The sequence below is a fragment of the Streptomyces apocyni genome (genome assembly GCF_009739465.1).
GTDB lineage: Bacteria > Actinomycetota > Actinomycetes > Streptomycetales > Streptomycetaceae > Streptomyces > Streptomyces apocyni.
In genome coordinates this window covers 125520-146274 of record NZ_WHOM01000051.1, presented here as the reverse complement: position 1 = coordinate 146274, position 20755 = coordinate 125520, and the positions used below count along the sequence as shown (strand labels likewise).

The 20755-nt window shown below is 70.8% G+C and carries 16 protein-coding genes; 5 read left to right on the top strand and 11 right to left on the bottom strand.

Annotation, left to right across the window (positions count from 1 at the left end):
* Nucleotides 1–12: 12 nt before the first annotated feature.
* Nucleotides 13–720: a leucine-rich repeat domain-containing protein gene (locus GCN81_RS13690; RefSeq protein WP_156724958.1), complete on the bottom strand. Its 708-nt coding sequence runs from the start codon at nt 718–720 to the stop codon at nt 13–15.
* An 83-nt stretch (nt 721–803) separates the two neighbouring features.
* On the opposite strand from GCN81_RS13690, the gene GCN81_RS13685 reads away from it, so the two are divergent.
* Nucleotides 804–1418: a CGNR zinc finger domain-containing protein gene (locus tag GCN81_RS13685; protein ID WP_156724848.1), complete on the top strand. Its 615-nt coding sequence runs from the start codon at nt 804–806 to the stop codon at nt 1416–1418.
* A 62-nt stretch (nt 1419–1480) separates the two neighbouring features.
* Nucleotides 1481–1981 carry a hypothetical protein gene (locus GCN81_RS13680; protein ID WP_156724847.1) on the top strand — a complete coding sequence of 167 codons (501 nt, stop codon included), beginning with the start codon at nt 1481–1483 and terminating at the stop codon, nt 1979–1981.
* A 30-nt stretch (nt 1982–2011) separates the two neighbouring features.
* Here the strand turns inward: GCN81_RS13680 and GCN81_RS13675 are convergent, their stop codons facing one another.
* The 3 genes from GCN81_RS13675 to GCN81_RS13665 all read right to left on the bottom strand — a co-directional run bounded on the left by GCN81_RS13675 (nt 2012) and on the right by GCN81_RS13665 (nt 5963).
* Nucleotides 2012–2548, bottom strand: coding sequence for a tetratricopeptide repeat protein (locus GCN81_RS13675; protein WP_156724846.1), 537 nt, complete (start codon nt 2546–2548; stop codon nt 2012–2014).
* A gap of 39 nt (nt 2549–2587) precedes the next feature.
* The gene (locus tag GCN81_RS13670; protein WP_156724845.1) at nt 2588–4591 is read right to left on the bottom strand and encodes an N-acetylmuramoyl-L-alanine amidase; all 2004 of its coding nucleotides are present in this window, start codon (nt 4589–4591) and stop codon (nt 2588–2590) included.
* A gap of 235 nt (nt 4592–4826) precedes the next feature.
* Nucleotides 4827–5963, bottom strand: coding sequence for an aminoglycoside phosphotransferase family protein (locus tag GCN81_RS13665; protein WP_156724844.1), 1137 nt, complete (start codon nt 5961–5963; stop codon nt 4827–4829).
* Between the two features lie 233 nt (nt 5964–6196).
* Between GCN81_RS13665 and GCN81_RS13660 the strand changes: the two genes are divergently transcribed.
* Nucleotides 6197–7693, top strand: coding sequence for a DNA-binding protein NsdB (locus tag GCN81_RS13660; protein ID WP_156724843.1), 1497 nt, complete (start codon nt 6197–6199; stop codon nt 7691–7693).
* 101 nt (nt 7694–7794) lie between these two features.
* Here the strand turns inward: GCN81_RS13660 and GCN81_RS13655 are convergent, their stop codons facing one another.
* Together GCN81_RS13655 and GCN81_RS13650 are read right to left on the bottom strand one after the other, a co-directional pair.
* Complete coding sequence (locus GCN81_RS13655; RefSeq protein ID WP_156724842.1) at nt 7795–9252, bottom strand: PP2C family protein-serine/threonine phosphatase; 1458 nt, start codon at nt 9250–9252, stop codon at nt 7795–7797.
* A 187-nt stretch (nt 9253–9439) separates the two neighbouring features.
* Nucleotides 9440–11788, bottom strand: a complete 2349-nt coding sequence (locus tag GCN81_RS13650; RefSeq protein WP_231626701.1) for a collagenase — start codon at nt 11786–11788, stop codon at nt 9440–9442.
* Nucleotides 11789–11981: 193 nt separating this feature from the next.
* Between GCN81_RS13650 and GCN81_RS13645 the strand changes: the two genes are divergently transcribed.
* Together GCN81_RS13645 and GCN81_RS13640 are read left to right on the top strand one after the other, a co-directional pair.
* Complete coding sequence (locus GCN81_RS13645; protein ID WP_156724840.1) at nt 11982–13346, top strand: aminopeptidase P family protein; 1365 nt, start codon at nt 11982–11984, stop codon at nt 13344–13346.
* A 123-nt stretch (nt 13347–13469) separates the two neighbouring features.
* Entirely contained in the window at nt 13470–14147 is a 678-nt protein-coding gene (locus GCN81_RS13640; protein ID WP_156724957.1) for a GntR family transcriptional regulator, read from the top strand.
* Between the two features lie 12 nt (nt 14148–14159).
* Here the strand turns inward: GCN81_RS13640 and GCN81_RS13635 are convergent, their stop codons facing one another.
* The 5 genes from GCN81_RS13635 to GCN81_RS13615 form a co-directional block, all read right to left on the bottom strand.
* Complete coding sequence (locus tag GCN81_RS13635; protein ID WP_156724839.1) at nt 14160–15491, bottom strand: radical SAM protein; 1332 nt, start codon at nt 15489–15491, stop codon at nt 14160–14162.
* A gap of 45 nt (nt 15492–15536) precedes the next feature.
* Entirely contained in the window at nt 15537–16328 is a 792-nt protein-coding gene (locus GCN81_RS13630; RefSeq protein WP_156724838.1) for an NAD(P)H-dependent oxidoreductase, read from the bottom strand.
* A gap of 82 nt (nt 16329–16410) precedes the next feature.
* Nucleotides 16411–17955, bottom strand: coding sequence for an MFS transporter (locus GCN81_RS13625; RefSeq protein ID WP_156724837.1), 1545 nt, complete (start codon nt 17953–17955; stop codon nt 16411–16413).
* A 52-nt stretch (nt 17956–18007) separates the two neighbouring features.
* The gene (locus GCN81_RS13620; protein ID WP_156724836.1) at nt 18008–18835 is read right to left on the bottom strand and encodes a TrmH family RNA methyltransferase; all 828 of its coding nucleotides are present in this window, start codon (nt 18833–18835) and stop codon (nt 18008–18010) included.
* 222 nt (nt 18836–19057) lie between these two features.
* Entirely contained in the window at nt 19058–20716 is a 1659-nt protein-coding gene (locus GCN81_RS13615) for a glycine/sarcosine N-methyltransferase (RefSeq protein WP_156724835.1), read from the bottom strand.
* Nucleotides 20717–20755: the final 39 nt, after the last annotated feature.

Below are 20755 nucleotides of genomic sequence, written 5' to 3'. Positions count from 1 at the left end.
TGACGACCAGGCTCAGAGCAGCACGACGCACCCGCGCCGCGCCAGCTCCCGCAGCACACGGGCCGCTGGCCGCGCCGGGTTCCAGCGCAGGTCCAGCTTCTCCAGCGCGGGCAACTCCGCGACCCAGTACGGGAGGTCCCGCAGTCGATTGGCGCGCAGATCGAGCCTGCGCAGCATCGGCAGATCGCGCAGTGCCTCGGGCACGGTCTCGAAGCGGTTCTCGCGCAGCTCCAACTCGCGCAGTTCCCGCAGCCCGGCCGCGGAGGCGGGCAGGGCGGTCAGCCGGTTGCCGCGCAGCCACAGCTCGCGCAGCGCGCTCAGCCGCCCCAGGGACGCGGGGAGTTCGGTGAGCAGGTTGTGCCGCGCCCTGAGTTCCACCAGCGCGGCCATCGACCCGAGCGTCGTGGGCAGCGCGGTGAGCGGGTTCTCACCGACATTGAGATAGCCGAGCCGGGTCAGCCGCCCCAGCGACTCGGGGAGCGTGGTGAGCCGGTTGTCGTGCAGATACAGGAAACCGGACAGCCCGGTCAGGGCGCCCAGCTCGGCAGGCACCTCGGTGAGCTGGTTGTGCCCGAGGTCCAGCGTGTGCAGCCGGGTCAGGGCGGCGATCTCCGGTGGCAGCCGGGTCAGTGCGTTGTCGGCGAGGAGCAGCACTTCGGCGTCCCGCTGATCCCACACCTGGTCCGGGACCTCCCGCAGACCCTCGCGCCAGTAGTCGATACGGGTCACGTCGCCCCCCGCCCCCGTCCAGCCATGGAACTCCTCCGACGGCTAATGGATATCCGCGAAGCTATCATTAGGCCATGTCCGTGCCCACGCCCCTGTCGGAAGCGCAGCTCGTCATCGACCTCGCCGTCACCCTCCGCCACGACGGCCACGGTGGCGTCGCCGACGACCTCGCCGAACCCGCCGGGCTCACCGCCTGGGTCCGTGAACGCCAGGCCGCGCTACCGGTCCCCGTCGGCTACACCGCCGACGCCGCGTCCCTGACCGCCGTCCGCGAGCTACGGGCCGCCGTCCGCTCCGTGCTCGCCCGTGCCGTACGCCCGGGCGAACCCAGCCCCGCCGACGCCGGACAGCTGCTGCCCGACGCCGAGGCCGTCGCCCTGCTGAACGCCGCCGCCGCGCTCGTCCCCGCCGCCCCCGTCCTGAGCTGGCCCAGCGGAGCCGACCCCGCCGTACACCAGGAGCCCGCCGCCCGAGCCCCCGCCCATGCCCTGGTGACGGCCGCACTCGCCCGTGCCGCCATCGCCTTCCTCACCGGCCCCGACCGGGTGACACTACGGGCCTGCCACGGCCCGCGCTGTGTGCGCTACTTCCTCAAGGAGCACCCCCGCCAGGAGTGGTGCAAGCCCTCCTGCGGCAACCGCGCCCGCGTGGCCCGCCACCACGAGCGGCACCGCTCGACGGGACGCTAAGAGCCTGACAGCCGCCCGGGGCCCGGCTCCGGAACAGCCGCGGAGCCACGTACCATGGCGGCATGTCCTTCCTCCGCCGCCGCAGTTCCGCCACGCCCGCGGGCCCGGACTTCGATGTCCTGGCCATGGACCCGGGTGACTGGCCCGGCAACCTCGGCGCGGGCCTGCTGCCCGCCCCCGACGGCAGCTGCCAGGGCGTGTTCCTGCGATACGACCTGTTCGGCGGACGCGGCCCGGCGATGATCATCGGCAACCTCCCCGAGGGGTCCCCGGCCCGCGAGCTCGAGGACAAGCAGGTGCCCTTCGAGGTCGCCCAGCTCCTCCTCGCCCTGGAGAACGACGAGGAGGTCGAGGTCGTCGAGACCGAGGACGTCCCCGTGATGCAGGGCGACAACCTGCTGATCGTGCGCCGCGTCAAGCTCTCCGAGAGCCGTATCTCCTGCGTTCAGTTCGACCGCAGCGACAAGGTCCTGGTCACCATCGCCGCCTGGGACCGTCCCATTACCGACGACCTGTACGCCCTCCTGAAGCCGCTGCCAGCGGAGCTCTTCCAGCAAGGCTGAGCGAGCAGGGCCCGCCGCACAGGATCCAGCTCACTCGGTGGCGGTCAGATCACGCGCGTAGTGCTCGATGGCCCTCCGGTACGCCCGTACCTGAGGGTCCTCGCTGGTGGTGGCGAGCAGTTCCAGCAGCGTCCGCATCGCCTCGTGGTGCTCGGCGACGTTGAACAGCGCCATGGCCAGGAACGACCGCAGCGCCCCGTCGTCCGGGAACTCCTCGACCCCCTGGCGCAGCGTGGCCACCGCCATCTCGTACCGCCCGAGCACCCGATACGTACTGCCGAGGCCCAGCAGCGCCCCACGCCGGTCATCGGGCGAGAGGCCCCCGCCGACGAGGCCCCGCTCGTAGAACGGGACGGCCTCGGCCTCCAGGCCCAGGACGTCATGGACCCAGGCCGTCTGATAGGCCACCTCGGCGTCCTCGGGGAACTCGGCGCCGAGTTCCAGCAGCCGCTGCCTGGCCTCCTCGGCGGCCCCCAGTTCGCGTAGCCGTACGGCCGCCGTCAGCAGGTCGTCCCTCTTCTCGTCCCTCTTCTCGTCCCTCTTCTCGTCCCTCTCCTGTGCACGCATGCGCACATCGTAGGCGCGTACGCACAGGGGACCTTGGCGCTACGAGCCCGACGAGCCCGACGGGCCCGCCGTCACATCCGCGGCGCGCACATACGCCACCCGGTGCCCGAACTGGATCTCGTAGTACAGGTCCTTACCCCGCACCACACGGTGGTCTGACGTGTCGAACGTCTTCGCGTAGTAGTACTCGCCGGGGATCTTCCGTCCGGCCGCGTACTCCTGCCCGGCCACAAGCGTGTAGGGCAGCGGTGACACCTCCTGCGCGGGGATGCCGTCGGGGTACGCCGACTCCTCGGGGTAGGCCCGCCCGTACACCGGGATCTCGCGCTTCCCGGCCTTCGGCGTGACCACCGTCCCGGCGGCGTCGACCGCCGTGGGCTGCCGCTTCGGGTTCTTGAACCAGGCCTTCTGCCCGAGGAACCAGATCGCGGTCCAGTCGCCTCTGCGCTCGGCGACCGCGTACTGCTGGCCGGTCGAGATCCGCGAGCCGATGTCGTTCACACCGGTCGTGGAGTCCCCGCCGCCGGGCCGCAGCCCGATGTCCTTGACCAGCGGCGCGTCCTCGCTGGGCGCGGTGTGCACCCGCACCGCGCTGGAACCGTGCGTCGGGCAGGGCTCGCCCGGCTTGGCGCAGCCGGTGAACTCAGGCTGGTGCTGGTCGTACGTGGGCCGCACCGTCACCAGCCCGCCGTCCGGGCCCGCCGTGCGCCGCAGCGGCTTGCCAAGGAGGGCGAAGTAGTGCCGCCAGTCCCAGTACGGCCCGGGGTCGGTGTGCATCGACGGGACACTGGACGCCACCGGGCCCGGAACCGTGTCATGGCCCAGAATGTGCTGCCGGTCCAGCGGAATGTCGTACCTGCGCGCCAGGTGCTTCACCAGGCGGGCGGAGGCGCGGTACATCGCCTCCGTGTACCAGGCGTCCGGAGCGGTCAGGAACCCCTCGTGCTCCAGACCCACCGACTTGGCGTTCACGAACCAGTTGCCGGCGTGCCAGCCCACGTCCTTCAGATCCAGATGCTGGGCGATATGCCCGTCGGTCGAGCGCAAGGTGTACTGCCACGACACATAGGTCGGGTCCTGGACCAGCTCCAGCGCACTGCCCCAGTAGCCCTCGACGTCGTGGACGACGATGTAGTCGATCTGCTGGGAAGAGGGCCGGTTCGCCAGGTCGTGGTTGCCGTAGTCGTCCTCGCCGAACTCCTCGTACGGCGCCGGAATCCACTCGCAGGACACGCTCCTGGGGCACTCCGTCGGTCCTCGTTCGGCCTTACGGAGCCCCAGTCCGGCCAACTGCCGGGTATCGGGCTCAAGTTCCGGCGCGGCCTGGACGCCGACGCGCTGCCCGGCGTCGGTGGTGCGCCGCTGGCCCTCGCGGAGTAGGGCGAACACCTCGTTCGCGTACGTCGCCGCGGTGGCCTGGTCGTCGGCGCCGGAGAAGCGCGCCACCGCGCCGTACCAGTCAGCGGGATCGCTGCTCCGGGCCTGCCCCGCCCGCTTCTGGGCCTCGGCGATCAGTGCCGCGCCGCCGCGGATATTGGCCGCCGGGTCACTGCGCAGCCGCTCGGCGGGCAACCCGGTCAGCTCGGCGGCCCGCGGCAACGTCCGTAGCCGCTCCGGGAGTTCAGCGGGCTCGGGCCGTTCGACGTCCGGCAGGCGCGGGCCGCGTGAGGTGTCGCCGCGGGCGTCCTCCGCGCCATGGCTGTGGTGCGGGGCCCGGGCCAGTGCGGTGCTCGCGTCGGTGAGGTGCATCGGGCCGTAGCCCCCGGTCACACTGGGCGCCCCGCCGTGCGCGTCCCAGCGCGACTGCAGGTACGAGACGCCCAGCAGCACACTCTCGGGCACGCGGTACTCGGCCGCGGCCGCGGCGAACGCGTGCTGTAGCCGCTCGCTGGCGGAGCCCTCGGCGCCCTCGGCGAACTCGGCGGTGTCGGCCGGTGCGGCGGCGACCAGGGGCAGCAGCAGCGCGGCCGACGCCGCGGCGCCCACCGTCCTGGCCAGCCTGCGGCGCCTGGGGGCGGCTCGGTCCGGGGCGGAATCTCGCAAAGCGGCCTCCTGAGGCGATGCGCGTGACGGGGCGCGATGGGGCGTGTGGGAGGTACGTGGCTCACTCGTACCGGCTCCCAGACGATCCGTCAATCATGACTCAGGAGAGGGGATTTCCCACGTCGACACAGGTGCCGATGGGGTGTGAGTGCCGGGCTTCTCACCAGGTGCCCTCACACATACGGCGGTCCTCGACCCGCCCGAACCACGGGCGCGTCGAGGACCGCCGTCCCCGTCAGCGCGTGCCGACCGCCGCACGCAGAGCCCTGCGGGCCATCGCGCAGTCGTCGTGCAGTCGTCGCAGCAGCAGCCGCTGCTCCTCGCCGGACGTGGTGGCGCCGGGAGGGGCCGACTCCGGTGCGACCGGAGCCGCATCGCGCATGGTGCGCTGCACGGCCATCTCGTACGTCCGGATCTCCCGGGTCAGTACGAGCATCAGGTTGACCAGGAAGGCGTCCCGCGCGGCCGGACCCGCCGCCTGCGCCAGCTGACTGATCTGCCGCCGCGCCACCGGCGCCTCGCCCAGCACCGCCCACAGCGTCGCCAGGTCATAGCCGGGCAGATACCAGCCCGCGTGCTCCCAGTCGACGAGCACCGGGCCCGCCGGGGACAGCAGGATGTTCGACAGCAGCGCGTCACCGTGACAGAACTGCCCCATCCCGCCGCGCCCCGAGGCGTGCGCGATGCCGTGCAGCAGCTTCTGCAGGTCACCCAGGTCCCGGTCGGTGAGCAGGCCCAGTTCGTGGTACCGGGAGATCCGCGCGGCGTAGTCCAGCGGGGCGTCGAACATGCCGGTCGGCGGCCGCCAGGTGTTCAGTCGGCAGATCGCGCTGAGCGCGGCCCGCAGATCCCCGCGCGGGGGCACATCGGCCGGGTGCCGCTGCAGGGCCGCCACGCGGCCCGCCATCCGCTCCACGACAAGTGTGCCGTTGTCCGGGTCCGCTGCGATCAGTCGGGGCACCCGGACCGGTGGCCGGTGCCTAACGAACGAGCGGTAAGCAGCTATTTCGTTGCGCAGCCGCTCGGACCACGCGGGGGAGTGGTCGAGTAAACACTTGGCGACCGCGGTGTAGCGGCCTGTTGTGCCCACGATCAGCGCGTGGCGACCGCTGCGCCGCAGCACCTGCACCGGATGGAACTCCGGGCAGATCCGCTGCACCGAGGCGATGGCGGTGCGCAGTTGGGCGCCCTGAGGGCCGGACAAGTCGAGTCTCCCGCTGAGGGACGGTGTGCCGAGCCCCGGGACGCGCCGCGTCCGACCGGTGCCGAGTGCGGTGGCCGCCGGCCGGTTGGGGTCGAGATACGGGCCGCTGCCCTGACGGGGGTGCAGCGGCCGGGGCGGGGCGGACACGGAGGACGATGCTGCGTACATGGGCGGTACAGATCCCTTCGTGCGCCGACAGGTTACGTGCGCCGTCCCGGCCCGGGCCGTGGAAGCACCCTGGGGAATGCCTTGCGGCTACCGGGTCGGGGTGGCGCATTCCTACCTGACACCCAGGCCCGCGTGGCACACCATCTGGCGCACCCTGGCGAACCCTGGCGAATAGTCGCTCAGCAACTGACAGGGGGTTACTGTCAACACAGCCGAGAACCTGGGGGCTTGACGTGAGCAACGAACCCAACACCCGCCTACAAGATCTGTTCGGCCTGGCCGGCTGGTCCAAGGGTGAACTCGCGAGACTCGTCAACCGGCAGGCGGCGGCCATGGGCCACCCCCAGCTGGCGACGGACACCTCTCGAGTGCGGCGTTGGATCGACACGGGAGAGATCCCGCGCGATCCGGTGCCTCAGGTGCTGGCAGCGCTGTTCACCGAGCGACTCGGCCGTGTCGTGACCATCGAGGATCTCGGTCTGGTCCGGCACGGGCGCACGGGGAAACGGCAGAGCAGTGGGGAGTACGACAACCCCGATTCCCTGCCGTGGGCGCCCGGGCGGACAGCTGCGGTCCTCACCGAATTCACGGGAATGGATCTCATGCTCAACCGACGCGGCTTGGTGGGCGCGGGTGCCGCGCTTGCCGCGGGAACCGCACTCACCAGCGCCATGCACGACTGGCTGCACGCCGATCCGGCCCTCACCGCCGACGCCCCCCGCATCAACGATCCCCTGCACGCCGACTCCGCTGGGTTCGACCGCTACGAGGCCGCCCCCATCGGGTCCCAGGAGATCTCGGAGCTGGAGCGTTCGGTGGAGGTGTTCCGCGCCTGGGACGCGTCCCGCGGTGGCGGGCTGCAACGCAAGGCAGTGGTCGGCCAACTCAACGAAGTGGGCGGCATGCTCGCCTACCGACACCCTGTCCATCTCCAGCGGCGCCTGTGGGGCGTCGCCGCCAATCTCGCCGTACTCGCCGGGTGGATGTCGCATGACGTCGGCCTGGAGCCCACGGCACAGAAGTACTTCGTCATCGCCGCGCACGCGGCACGCGAGGGCGGCGACCGGCCGCGCGCCGGTGAGGCCCTGTCCCGGGCCGCCCGGCAGATGGTCCACCTCGGCAAGCCGGACGACGCGCTGGACCTGATGAAGCTGGCCAAGTCGGGTTCGGGGGACGAAGTGCTGCCGCGCACCCAGGCCATGCTGCACACCATCGAGGCCTGGGCGCAGGCGTCGATGGGGAACGGCCAGGCCATGCGGCGCACCCTCGGCGAAGCCGAGGACCTGTTCGTATCGGACAAGGGGGATGTTCCCCCGCCCAGTTGGATGCAGATGTTCGACGAGGCCGATCTGCACGGGATGCAGGCCCTCGCCTACCGCACCCTCGCCGATCACGATCCGGCGGCGGCGCTCATCGCCCAGCGGCACGCCAAGGAGGCCATCGCTCTGCGGGAGCAGGGGCGCCAGCGGTCGACGATCTTCGACTACCTCTCACTGGCGTCGGCCTGCTTCATCGCCGACGACCCGGAGCAGGCCGACCGGTACGCCCGCCTGGCGCTGGTCTCGATGGGGGAGACCTCCTCGCATCGCACCTGGGACCGGCTGCGGGAGATGTACCGCCTCACCGGACAGTACGCGGACTACGCCAAGATCCAGGACCTGCGTGAGGAGATCCAACTCGCCCTGCCCAAGGCGCCATCCCGGTCTAGGGGAGGGACCGCGAAGGCATGACCCAAGCCGTACTTGACGGAGGCTGTACGTGAGCCCCTCACGTACAGCCTCCTCAACGTGATCCGTTCTACGAGCCGGTCCTCCCTACGAGCCGGTCTCTCTTACGAGCCGATCCTCGCGATCAGTACACACGCGTCGTCCTCACGCTCGGCCTCATCGAACGCCTCAACCACCGTACGCAGACAGTCCTGCGCGGACCGGGCCTCGGTGAACCGGGGAGCGAGCGCGAGCAGACGGGAGGCCGGGCTGTCCCCGGCACGCCTGGGTACCAGCCCGTCGGTGTGCAGCAACAGCAGGTCGCCAGGGTGGAGTTGCTCCACGGCCTGGCCGTAGCTGGCACCCGAGGTCGCGCCGAGGAGCACCCCGTCCGGCGGAGTGAGCGCGCGCCCCGTCCCGCCGCGGAACAGCAGCGGGGCGGGGTGCCCGGCCTGTGCCCACGTCAGGGTGTGGTCCTCGGGGTTGTACCGGCAGCACACCGCGCTGCCCAGCGCGGGCTGTACCGAGGCGTCCAGGAGTTGGTTGAGCCAGCCCAGCAGGGGGCCGGGCCGGGCACCGGCGACCGCCATCCCCCGCAGCGCGCCGAGCAGCATCGCCATCCCGGAGGTGGCGGTGACGCCGTGCCCGGTCAGGTCGCCGACGCTGAGCAGCGACTCGCCGTCCGGCAGCTCCATCGCGTCGTACCAGTCGCCGCCGATGAGCGCGCTGCTGGAGGAGGGCAGATAGTGCGCGGCCAGGTCCAGCGCCTGCGGGCCGCCGTGCGGGAACCGCAGGGAGCCGCGCCACGGGGGCAGCACGGCCTCCTGGAGTTCGACCGCGATCCGATGCTCGGTCTGTGCGATGTGCCGCTGGTGCTGGAGCGATTCACCCTTCTCGCGCACCGCCAGCTGGCTGCGGCGCAGCTCGCTGACGTCCCGCAGCACCGCCCACATCGAGGCGGTGGCGCCGTCGGCGTCCAGTACCGGCTCGCCCATCATGTGCACCGTACGCACGGTCCCGTCGGGGCGCACCACCTGGAACTCTCCGTCGATGGGCCGGCCGTCGACGAGGCAGTCCGTCACCATCGTGGTGAGTAAAGGCTGGTCCTCGGGGACGATGAGCGCGGGCAGTTCGTCCAGCGTCGGCGCGGGACTCTTGGGGTCGCGGCCGAAGATCTGGTAGAGCTCGGGCGACCAGGTGACGTCGTCGGTCAGCAGATTCCAGTCGGCGCTGCCCACCCGGCTGAGCAGCGATCCGCGCTGCTGCTCGCCCGGGTCCCCGACCGCGGGGCGGCCCTGGTGGCTCTGATGGGCTTCGGTGAGCGGTTCGGCGGGGACGCGCTGGGTGGGCAGGCCCTCGCGTAGCTGGCCGAGGTGGTCGTCCAGGTCGTCGAGCTGATGCATCGCCAGCTCGCACAGGGCGCGCTGCCACCGGGTCTGCGGGTCGCCGTCGTCCAGCACGGCGTCCTGGCGTACGGCGTCGACGCCGCCGCGTAGCCGCCGGGTCTGCGAAATGAGCGCGTCGACCGTGCCGCGCTCCGGCGGCTGGGGTGCGGGGCGGTCCGCATAGCGGGGGGACGGCATGACGTACTCCGATACAGGCGCGGTACGACCAGGTCTGACAAGTCTGACGGAGGACCGGTTACGACTGTTGCACAGCCAGCCGAGCGCTGTAAGGGATTTGGCAACACACGATCCGGTGGTGCTTATGGCATATGCCAGCGTCCTTACGGGGCAAGGTGCCCCGCCCGGTGGGCGGGGCACCGTCGAGTCAGCTCCGCAGCGGCCCCTCACAGCGGTAGTCCGACGTCCCGGCGCGGCCGTTCGACCAGAGGTTCACGGGGCCGAACGAGCAGTTCATGTCGGCGAGGTTGTCGGTCCACTTCCCCGCTCGCTCCAGGAGGAAGTAGTCGACCGTCTTGGACATGTCCTTGAAGACGAGGTCGGCGTTGCCCGCGTCATTCAGGTTCGCCGTGATCTGCCCGGTGCAGACGAACCGCGGGCGCTCCGGCGCCTTGGTGGACTCGCAGTCGGGCGTGGCGCCGGTCGCCGCGGCGAAGGCGGACTGGACCCGGGAGGCCGAGCTGTCGCGCAGCTCGTGCACTGGGGTGTAGGTGGTGTCGGGAACGAACAGGTCGTCGACGTCCTTGATCTGCTCGTCCAGGAAGGCGTCGTACGCGCGCTGCAGCCCGGCGTCCTTGCCGAGCCGGTCGCGCCAGGCGTCGTAGCCCGCCGGGTCGTTCGCCCGCAGATAGCCGTACATCTCCTGGATCAGCGAGGGGCGTTCGGCCCACAGGTAGCTGAAGAGGGTGCCCGCGTACGAGTAGAAGCGGAAGCCGTCGCCTTCATAGGTGGCGTGCAGGATCCGGTCCACGCTCATCCGCGGGCCACCGCCCGCGGTGTCGTCGATGATGCTCCGCACCAGGGACTTACGGACCTTGATGCCCTCGCCCCGGGTGGCGCCGTCGAAGAACTCCGCGGTGCCCTCGTCCATCGCCGTGGTCCGGTCGCCCTGGTACCAGGGGCCTTCACCGAAGAATCCGGGGACCGCCCAGCGGCCGTTGAGGTAGTGCGTGTACTCGTGCCGGAACAGTTCCTCCAGCGTGAGCCGGGAGTCCTGCGGAACCCGGCGCTGGTAGGTGTAGAAGGTCGCGCCCCGCTCGATGTAGATTCCGCCGTTGTTGGTGCCCATGCCGGTCAGCAGCGGGTGGTAGTTCTCGTAGTCGGCGCGGGAGGCGTAGAGCACGGTGGTGAGGGTGTCGTTGGGGTCGCCCGCGAGGGGCTTGTCGGTGCCGATGACCCGGTGGAACTGCGCCTTGACCTGCTTGCTCGCGTAGTAGAGCTGGTCGACGGTGTTCCGGTCGAGCGCGGTACGGACCTTGATGGCGCCGTTGTCGTAGACGTAGGTGTGCGGGAAGATACGGCGCTCGATGTCGTCCTTGCACACGTCGTACCGCTCGCAGGCCTCGAAGAATCCCAGCCAGGTGGCGACCTTCGCCCACGGGGCGCTGCCCTCGCCAAAGGTGCGGGTCGTGGTGTCCAGGAGCCCGCCGAGACCGGCGACGATCTCCCCCTTCAGCCCGTCGATCTGACCCATCCGCCCGTACTCGCTGAGCGCGTCGCGCACCACCCAGGCGTTGGCCGTGCCCTTGAGGTGGGAGTGACCGGCGAAGGCCTTGAAGGTGGCGCGGTAGGAGGCGTCGGCCGCCACCGCGCTGTGGAAGGCGGCGTCCCGGTTACCGGGGTAGATGCCGAGGTAGTTGAGGGAGAGCGCGGCGAGTGCGCTCCCGGCCCAGGCCGTGTCCAGGGCGGTGTCCGGGTGGGCCGCGTCCATCGTCTCCAGGACCCGCTTGATGAGCGGCAGCTGATGCTGACGCAACCCCGGGGCGCTGCCCGCGTAGAGCGCCTCGCGCAGCGTCTGGGCGTTGGCCGTGGTGGCGTCGAAGGTACGGGCGGCCGAGCCGAACGCGTCGATCGCCCCGCGCATGGCGGCGACGGTCCGCGGGTCGGTCAGGTCGATCTCGTCGCGTGAGAAGTCGTGGTACGCGACGGCGTGGAGATAGGTGAACATCTCCAGCAGATTGCTGCCGTTCTCGCCGTCGTGGGCGGCGGCGAGCTGGGATATGCGCTGCGAGACCGCCCGGACGTGCGCCTTCGACATGACGGGGGTCAGCCGCTGGTCCCAGGTCCAGATCAGGCCTCTGAGACAGCCGTCGGCGGTGACCGCGGGATCGGCGAGGAAGTCGGCGAACCGCTCGGGTGACAGGCCCGTGACGCCGTCCAGGGTGCAGGGCGCGATGGTGCTCTCGCCCTGCGCCGTGGCCTTCGCCTGCCCCTTCGGCAGGTCCTCGGGCGGGCCGGGAACACGGCCGTCCTTGAGACCGTCGGGTGCCGGGAGAGTCCAGCTGCCGGGCTTCGGCGCCCGGGCCAGCCGCTCGACGTGGTCGGACGGGTCGTCGCCCTGGGGGCCCTGGGCCGCTGCCGGAGAGGCGGCGGCCGGACGGGTCTCAGGGCCCGATGGCGGGAGTGAGGCCGAGGCCGACGAGACGGCGGTGGCGCAGAGCGTCACCGCCACCGTCCCGGTTACCAGGGATCTGAGCAGGGTTCTGGAAAGGAACAACGAAGTCTCCGTGGGGGATTGAGGTGAGGCGCCGCTACGGCCCTGTGGCGTACGGGACTTGAGGGACTGCCACGATCGAAGCGACGCCATGTGATGCGTAACGTAGTAATGTGAAATTGCACTGACAAGGCGTCGTCCGCTCCGTTACCGATCTGTGTCCGGGTGGGTGACCCATCACCGAGGAGGGCCGCTCGTGCCGGAACCACGTCCCGCCACACCCCGTACCGTCAGCCATGACCTGCCCGTCTCAGGGGAGTTCGAGGCCTTCATGGCGGGCGACTGGACCGCCACGCCGCTGCCGGACGGCATACGGTTGCCCGTCGCCCGGCTGACCCCCGCGCGCCGCGCCCGGCTCTCCGCGCGCTTTCCCGGCGACCGACTGATCGTCCCGGCGGGCGAGTTGCGGGTCCGCTCCAACGACTGCGACCACCGCTTCCGGCCGCACAGCGCGTACGCCTGGCTCACCGGCCTCACAGGCGAAGAGCAGGCGGGCCACGTACTCGTCCTGGAACCCGACGGACCGCACCGGCACGAGGCGGTGCTGTACGTACGGCCGAGGTCGCCCCGTACCGACGGCGCCTTCTACCGCGACCGGCGCTACGGCGAGTTCTGGGTCGGCCGCCGCCCCGACCTCGCCGAGGCCGAGCGGATGACCGGCATCCGCTGCGCCCACCTGGACGACCTGCCGCCCACCGGCCGCGACGCCTCAGCGGACGCCGAACTGGCCACGGCCCTCAGCGAGTTGCGGATGGTGAAGGACGCCTGGGAGGTCGGGCAGCTGCAACGTGCGGTCGACCACACCGCCGCCGGGTTCGAGGACGTGGTACGCGCCCTGCCCCGCGCCCTCGCCCACCCGCGCGGCGAGCGCTGGATCGAGGGCGTCTTCGGACTGCGCGCCCGCGCCGAGGGCAACGGCACCGGCTACGAGACTATCGCCGCGTCCGGCGCCCACGCCTGCGTCCTGCACTGGACACGCAACGACGGACCGCTGGACCCCGGACACCTGCTGCTCCTGGACGCGGGCGTCGAGACGGACACCCTCTACACCGCCGACATCACCCGCACGCTGCCCCTGTCCGGACGGTTCACCTCGGTCCAGCGGCAGGTGTACGAACTCGTCCTGGCCGCCCAGGAAGCCGGGATCGGCGCACTCAAGCCAGGAGCCAGCTACCGCGACTTCCACCGCGCCGCGATGCGGGTCATCGCGGAGGGCCTCACGGAGTGGGGCGTACTGAAGAACGCCGAAGGCGACTTCCACCGCCGCTACACCCTGTGCAGCAGTGGCCATATGCTCGGCTTGGACGTCCACGACTGTGCCCAGGCACGCGCGGATGTCTACCTCGACGGCGTACTGGAGGAAGGACACGTCCTCACCGTGGAACCAGGGCTGTACCTCCAGCCCGACGACGAGACGCTCCCGCCCGAGCTGCGCGGCATCGGCGTCCGCATCGAGGACGACCTGGTGATCACCGCTGAGGGAGCGGAGCTGATGTCGGGAGCGCTGCCCCGTACGCCCGATGCCATCGAGGCGTGGATGGGGGCGCTGACTACCGGCTGAACCTGATCGCGCCCCACGCCCCGGGAAAGCAACGTGACATTGTACGCTGGTGATTCGCTCGGTCGCGAGACAGCGCACCAGCAGTCGCGGCCGGGGCACGGGCACGAAGGGATCACCACCACCATGGGCCACCTGAAGCAGCGCAACCTCATCACCGCCCGGGAGCGGCTGCGCGACCAGGTCGCCCACGCGCTGCGCGCCGCGCTGATCTCCGGCGAACTCCGCCCGGGCGAGGTCTACTCGGCCCCCGTGCTGGCGGCCGACTTCGGGGTCTCGGCGACACCGGTGCGCGAGGCGATGCTCGACCTGGCCCGCGAGGGCCTGGTCGAGCCGGTCCGCAACAAGGGCTTCAGGGTCACCGAGGTCAACGAACGCGACCTCGACCAGTACACCGAGATCCGCACCCTGATCGAGGTGCCCATGATCGGCCGGATCACCCGCAGCGCCTCCCCCTCGGACCTTGAGGCGCTGCGCCCGGTGGCCGAGGACATCGTCCGCGCCGCCCGCGAGCACGACCTCATCGGCTACCTGGAATCCGACCGCCGCTTCCACCTCTCGCTGCTCGCACTCGGCGGCAACGACCGGCTCGTGGAAACCGTCGGCGACCTGCGCAAGCGCTCCCGCCTGTACGGTCTGACCGCCCTGGACGAAAGCGACCAGCTGATCCCGTCGGCCCAGGAGCACATCGAACTGCTCGACCTGATGGTGGCGGGCGACGCCGAGGGCGCCGAGCAGTGCATGGCACGCCACCTCGGCCATGTCCGCTCGCTGTGGGCCGAGGGCGCCGCGCAGGCCGTCTAGCGGCGGGGAGCGTCAGTCGTCCTGTGCCGGGAGGCTGTCCATGAACGAGCTGACCGAGAACACGGCCCGCCCCGGCCCCGCGGGCCCGTACCCCGGGGGTGAGGTCAGCCCGTACTCCTCGAGCGTCGCGCGGTAGGTCTCCAGGAGCCGGATGTGGTACTCCAGCGGCGCACCCTGCGGATTGGCCTTGCCCAGCGGAGTCGTCGGCTCCGGGCACCAGGTGGTGAACCGGGGCACCACACCGTGGGACATGAAGTACCGCAGGCCCTCGGCGGTCGAGTCGATCGCCTCCTTCACCGTGGTGAAGCCGAAGGGCTCGGCCATCTCCACGCCCGCCACGAAGTTGGGGATCACATTGCGCGGGCCGAAGATCTCCGTGGAGTCCAGGATGCGCCGGTGCCACTCGTCGCGGCCGACATAGCGTTCCTTGCCGGGGCAGTACAGCTCGAACAGTCGGCGGTCCCACACCTCGAAGTTGGGGTGGTAGATCCTGATGCCGTAGTCATGGAAGCGCCGCACATCGTCGCGCGGCAGCGCCTGGGCGACGACCTTGCCGACCCAGCGGCCCGGGAAGCGCTCCTCGATCGCCTTCGCGTAGTGGCCGTAGAAGTCGGCCTCGTCGCGTCCGCCGACCTGCGAGGTGATCGAACCACCGGTGAGCGTGTACGCGGTGGACACCCGGTCGGTGTCGTAGCGGTCGATGATCTCCAGCGCCTCCAGGACCTCCTCCACCGGCTTCACCCCGGTGTAGGCGCGGCCCGCGGCCTTGTGCTGACGCCAGTTGTGGTTGATGTCGCAGTACTGGCACTCCTCCTTGGCGCCGAAGTACTGGCACACCCGGAACACCGTCAGATAGACGAGATAGCCCCACTGGATGGTCGGCGCGACCTCCATCACCGACTTGCCGCCCGACAGCGTGTGCCGGTAGTACTCCGGCATCGGCGGCAGCCCCACGTCGGCGATCCGCGCACCGTCCAGATACAGCCCGAGCGAGCCGTCATCGCCTGCCCGCACCCGGTAGGGGGACTCCGGATTGACGCGCACGGACACCACCGTGCGGCGCAGCTCGTACGGGCCGCCCGTGAGGACGATCTCCTCGGGCGGCCGGTTCAGCGCCGCCGCGCCCAACTCCGGCAGCGTGCGGTGGTCGAAGGAGAAGATGAAGTACGACTTCGGCTTGACGTCACCCTGGCCGGACGCGCCCTCCGCGCTGCCGCTGAGCGCGGACTCGTCGAAGGCCATGCCGCCGCGCAGTAGGTCCTCCTTGATCACGGCCTCCCGTGGCACATGGGAGAAGCGCCCCATCAGCTCCTCGACCAGCGCGGTACGGCTCCGGATCTCCATGTGCTGCTCCATCCCTGGCTCGACGGGCACCCTGGACGCATTGCATCACAGCCGACCCGCCGCGCTGACCGCGCCCTCCCGTTGCGCCGCGACACCGCTGCGGCCCGGTGCGACGTGGGGCCGCAGCACCAGATCCTCGTCGTAGTCACCGCCGTGCTCGTACCGGTACGGCAGCGGCGCGGCGCTCGGCAGGGTGCGCAGCCGTTCGCGCAGCGCCTCGGCGGCCCGCGGGAAGTCCGCCGCCCTGAGCCGGTCCGCGCCGTACACCGCGAACGGCGGCAGCGGCGCCATCCCCGTGTACCAGAACACGCCATGCAGCACCGGGAAGAGCACCTCGTCCAGGTGCCCGTGAATGCCGCGTGGCCCGAAGCCGGACTCCCGTGCGCCGACGGAGGTCACGATCAGCGCGCGCTTGCCCGCCAGGCCGCCGTCCCCGTAGCGCGGGACGCGTCCGTCGGCGTCCTTGAGGCCGAAGGCGAAGCCCTGGACGAGTACGCGGTCGAACCAGCCCTTCAGGATCGCGGGCGGCCCGAACCACCACAGCGGGAACTGCAGGACCAGTACGTCGGCCCAGGCGATCTTCGCCTGCTCGGCCAGGATGTCCTGGCTCAACTCCCCGCCACGATAGGCACGTTCCTGCTCGGAGCCGACCAGCAACCGCTCGGGGTCGGCCCCGGGTACGTCCTCGGCGTCCAGCACGGCCTTGAAGCCTATGGCGTACAGGTCTGACACCTGGTGCTCGTGCCCCAGCTCATCCAGGGTGCTCAGTCCCTCGGTGAGCAGTGAGCCGTTCAGGGAGTTCCGGTCGGGGTGCGCGAAGATCCAAAGAATTCTCATGCCCCCGATCCTGCGCGCCTACTCCCAGCCCAACCAGTGGCCAGATTGACAGGAAACGAAAGCATCTGGCCAGCGCCTCTGGTCAGCCGCTCTGGCGCGGCGGCGTGGGCGGTGTGGGCGGCGGAGACGGCGGCGGCTCCGGTGCCGGGGGCGGCTCCAGCGGAGGGGCGGCCGCCGCGCAGGTGGTCTGGCACTGCGGTTCGACCCCCGCCGCCAGCGGCCCGCGTACGGTCGTCCACGCGATCACCGCCCCCAGCACCAGCAGCCCCGCACACAGCGGCATGGCCCGCTGGAAGGCCGGACCGAACGCGTCGGCCGCGCGGTACGCGTCCGGGCCCATGCCCACCAGCAGGGGCAGCGCGGCCACCGCGAGCAGACCGGCCGCGCGGGCGGCCGCGTTGTTGATGCCGCTGGCCAGGCCCGCCCGCGCGGTGTCCACGGAGGCCAGCACGGTCGCGGTCAGCGGCGCGACCAGCGTCACCATGCCGAGCCCGAGCACCAGCACCGCGGGCAGCACATCGGCCCAGTACGACGCGCCGGAGCCCACCCGCAGCATCAGCAACATCCCGGCCGCGCACAGCAGCGGGCCCACAGTGAGCGGGATACGCGGCCCGATCCGCTGCCCCAGCTCCCCGGAACGCGCGGACAGCAACAGCATCAGCACCGTGATGGGCAGCAGCGCGGTACCGGCGCCGAGCGCCGAATAGCCCGAGACCACCTGGAGCTGGAGCGCGGACAGAAAGAAGAAACCACCGAAGGCCCCGTACACACAGAGCGTCACCACGTTCACGGCGGTGAACTGCCGTGAGGCGAAGACGGACGGCGGCACCATCGGCTCCGCGCGGCGCCGCTCCACGTACCCGAAGAGCACGCCCACCCCAACCCCCGCCACACCGGAGGCGACCACCACCGCGGACGCGCCCTGGTCGGGTGCCGCGATCAGCGCGTACGTCACCAACGCCAGCGCGAGCGCCCCCAGCACCGCGCCGAGCACGTCGAACCGGCCGTGCTCCCGCGGGTCCCGTGACTCCGGTACGCGCTTGAGCGCCACCGGCACACACAGTGCCGCCAGCGGCACATTGAGCAGGAACACCCAGCGCCAGCCCGGCCCGTCCGCCAGCCACCCACCGAGGAACGGACCGACCGCCGCGCTGACCCCGCCGAGCCCCGACCACAGGCCCACCGCCCGGGCCCGGTCGTCCGGATGGAACGACGCCTGGATCAGCGCCAGCGACCCCGGCGTCAGCAGCGCGCCGCCCACCCCCTGCAGACCCCGCGCGGCGATCAGGACCTCGGCGTTCGGGGCGAGCCCGCACAGCAGCGACGCCCCCGCGAACCACAGCACCCCGATCACAAAGACCCGGCGCCGCCCGAACCGGTCACCGAGCGCCCCGCCGAGCAGGATCAGCCCCGCCAGCGCCAGCATGTAGGCGTTGACCGTCCACTGCAGGGCCGCCAGCTCGGCGTCGAGATCCTCACCGATCCGGCGCAGCGCCACGTTCACGACAGTGGAGTCCAGCAACGCCATGCTCGAGCCGAGCACCGTCGTCAGCAGCACCCACCGCCCGGCCGGGCTGGTGGTCCGCAGGACGCCCGGGGCGGCTGGTGGGGGAGCGGCGAGACCCATACGGGGATCATCCCCGCCGCCTGGGACCTCGGCCAGTGGGGGCCGAGCTCCGTCAGAGCGTGCTCGCGGACCGGCGTTGGCGGGCCGCCTCGTAGAGCACCACCGTGGCGGCGCTGGCCGCGTTGAGTGAGCTGGCGCTGCCGGTCATCGGGATGCTCACGGTGTGGTCACACAGGTCGCGCCAGGCGTGGCTGAGTCCGGCGGTCTCGTTGCCGATCAGCAGCAGTACGGGTTGGGTCAGGTCGAAGTCCGCCAGCTCGGCGTCGCCGTGCTCGTCCGTCCCCACGAGGGTCACCCCGCGCCCCTGGGCCCGCTCCCGCTCCAGCCACGCGACGACGTCGTGCTGCGATTGGCTGCGGACGGTCGGCAGCGCGAACAGTGACCCGGTCGAGGCGCGGACCGCCTTGGGGTCGTACACGTCGGCGGCGTGTCCGGTGACGATGAGGCCGTCGGCGCCGAAGGAGTCGGCCGAACGGATCAGCGTGCCGATGTTTCCCGGGCTGGTGGGGCGGTCGAACACGACTCCCAGGAACGCCTCGTGTACGCCGATCCGGTCCAGGTCGTCCGGCGGCATCTCCACGACCGCCAGTACCTCCGGGGCGCCGTCTGTCTTCTCACTGAGCTCGGCCAGCAGCGCCGGAGCCATGGCGACCCGGTCGGCGCTCGTCGCGCGCAGCAGCTCCTCGGCCCACCGGGACAGCGGGCGGTCCGCGTCGTAGAGCAGGGCGTGGATCGGCCAGCCATGCTCGGCCGCGAGCGTGATCGGCCGTACGCCCTGGACCAGGAACTCCCGGGCCCGCTGCCGCTTGTTGCGGTTGCCGAGCAGGGCCTGCCACTGCTGGAAACGGGCGTTGCGGGTCGTGATGCGCTGCAGCGCCACCCGTTCCTCCAAGCCGAATCGCGAACGTGCCGACGTCCGATAGCGGATGCCTGATGCCTGATGCCGGATGTCCGATGCCGGATGTCCGAGGTCCAGGACCGGCACTGACACCGGCAGGCCTGGCTGACCTGCAGGTTACCGCCTCCCACTGACCGGCGTCGCGCTCGGGCGCCGCGCTCCGGGGGCGGGTTCCGCCCGCCCCCGGAATGGGTCCGGAATGGATTACGGCCGGGCCGCCGTGCGCGTGTAGTGGAAGATGCCCCAGGTGAGGTGGCCGCGATCGCCGCCCTCGACCCAGTGGCCCAGGCCCTTCTTCATCTGGCTGAGGTAGTCATGGCTGACCTGCCGGGCGAGCCCCTCGGCCTCCTGCCGCTCGGTCTCCTCCAGGACCCGCGTGTAGTGGCTGACCAACTGCTCGCGGTGTTCGTCGAAGCCGTCCCCGACCGGGGTGAACCCGAGCAGGGCCAACTCGTGGGTGTAGAAGCCGGGCGAGCCCATGGTGTCCAGGTGGATACGGTCCAGGATGGGCCGCAGCACCCCGCTGGGGCAGTCGTCGGTCGCCATCGGATCGGTGAAGATCAGCTGGCCACCGGGGCGCAGCACCCGGGAGGCCTCCTTCAGCACCCGGGAACGGTCACCGCTGTGCAGGAAGGCGTCCTGCGACCAGACGACATCGACCTGCCCGTCCGGGTAGGGGATGCTCTCGAAGGAGCCGTCCACGACCTCGATCCGGTCGCTGAGACCGCGGGCCGCGTTGAGTTCCCGGTGGCGCTGGTTCTCCACCTCGCTGAGGTTGAGCGCCAGGACCCGGCAGCCGTACGTCTCGGTGAGGTAGCGCGCCGAGCCCCCGTACCCCGACCCGAGGTCGAGTACCACCGAGTCCTTGGTGAGCCCCAGCCTGGCGGCCATTCGCTCGACGGTGCGGCGGCTGGCGTCGACGATGGGCTCGGCCGGGTGCTCGTACAGGCCGATGTGGATGTCCTCGCCGCCCCAGACGGCGGCGTAGAAGGTGTCGGCGTCGGGGGAGTTGTAGTAGCTGCGGGCCGTGCTGGTCGCGCCGGTGTACGGACCCGACGTGTCGTCGCTCTGCCGGTACTCCTTCTCCGCGACGTGGACGAAGAAGTCGGGCTGCTCGCCGCGGTAGGTGTGCTGGAAGTCGCCGTAGGTCTGGATGCGCTGGAAGCCCACGTCGGACATCAGCTTGCGGGTGTAGTCCCTGCGCAGCGGGAACATGTTGAGGTGGTACACGGAGTTGTCGGGGAAGCTGTACCGCATCCGGCACAGCCCCTCGTCGACGTACTCCGGCTCCACGGTGACGTCCTCACCGCAGTAGTAGTACGTGTGCTGGCTGGTGTACCCGTCGTCGAGGATGGCGTCGTAGTTGCGCTGGTCCAGGACGAGGATGCCGTCATGCTTGAGCATCGCGTAGAACTCTGCGAGCGCCTTGCGCCGGTCGCGCTCGGAGAACAGGTGCGTGAAGGAGTTGCCGAGGCAGACGATCGCGTCGTACTCGCCGTGGACGTCCCGGTTGAGGAAGCGCCAGTCCGCCTGGACCACACGCAGGATGTGGTCACCCTTCTTCATGCCGTTCTTGAAGGCCATCGCGAGCATATCCGCGCTGCCATCCGCGCTCACGGTCTCGAATCCCGCGGACAGCAGCCCCACCGAGTGGAACCCCGTTCCGGTAGCGACGTCGAGAACGCTTTTGACCCCCCATTTGCGGAGCAGATCGATAAAGAAGTTTCCCTCACTCTCTGCCCGCTTCTCCCAGTCGATCAGTGAATCCCACTTCTCCACGAAGCTGGGAACATACTCCTCTGTGTAGTGGCCGGTGTCCCGTACGTCGACGGGGTTGTCTCCGAATTCCTGGGCCGGCTGCACGGTGATGAAGAACCCTTCAGTCGTGACGGATCGTGCCCT

What these genes read in the sequence shown, in the direction of transcription:
- GCN81_RS13685 (WP_156724848.1), top strand. Translation starts at nt 804, where the DNA reads ATGTCCGTGCCCACGCCCCTGTCGGAAGCGCAGCTCGTCATCGACCTC.
- GCN81_RS13680 (WP_156724847.1), top strand. Translation starts at nt 1,481, where the DNA reads ATGTCCTTCCTCCGCCGCCGCAGTTCCGCCACGCCCGCGGGCCCGGAC.
- GCN81_RS13675 (WP_156724846.1), bottom strand. Translation starts at nt 2,548, where the DNA reads ATGCGTGCACAGGAGAGGGACGAGAAGAGGGACGAGAAGAGGGACGAG.
- GCN81_RS13665 (WP_156724844.1), bottom strand. Translation starts at nt 5,963, where the DNA reads ATGTACGCAGCATCGTCCTCCGTGTCCGCCCCGCCCCGGCCGCTGCAC.
- GCN81_RS13655 (WP_156724842.1), bottom strand. Translation starts at nt 9,252, where the DNA reads ATGCCGTCCCCCCGCTATGCGGACCGCCCCGCACCCCAGCCGCCGGAG.
- GCN81_RS13640 (WP_156724957.1), top strand. Translation starts at nt 13,470, where the DNA reads ATGGGCCACCTGAAGCAGCGCAACCTCATCACCGCCCGGGAGCGGCTG.
- GCN81_RS13635 (WP_156724839.1), bottom strand. Translation starts at nt 15,491, where the DNA reads ATGGAGATCCGGAGCCGTACCGCGCTGGTCGAGGAGCTGATGGGGCGC.
- GCN81_RS13630 (WP_156724838.1), bottom strand. Translation starts at nt 16,328, where the DNA reads ATGAGAATTCTTTGGATCTTCGCGCACCCCGACCGGAACTCCCTGAAC.
- GCN81_RS13625 (WP_156724837.1), bottom strand. Translation starts at nt 17,955, where the DNA reads ATGGGTCTCGCCGCTCCCCCACCAGCCGCCCCGGGCGTCCTGCGGACC.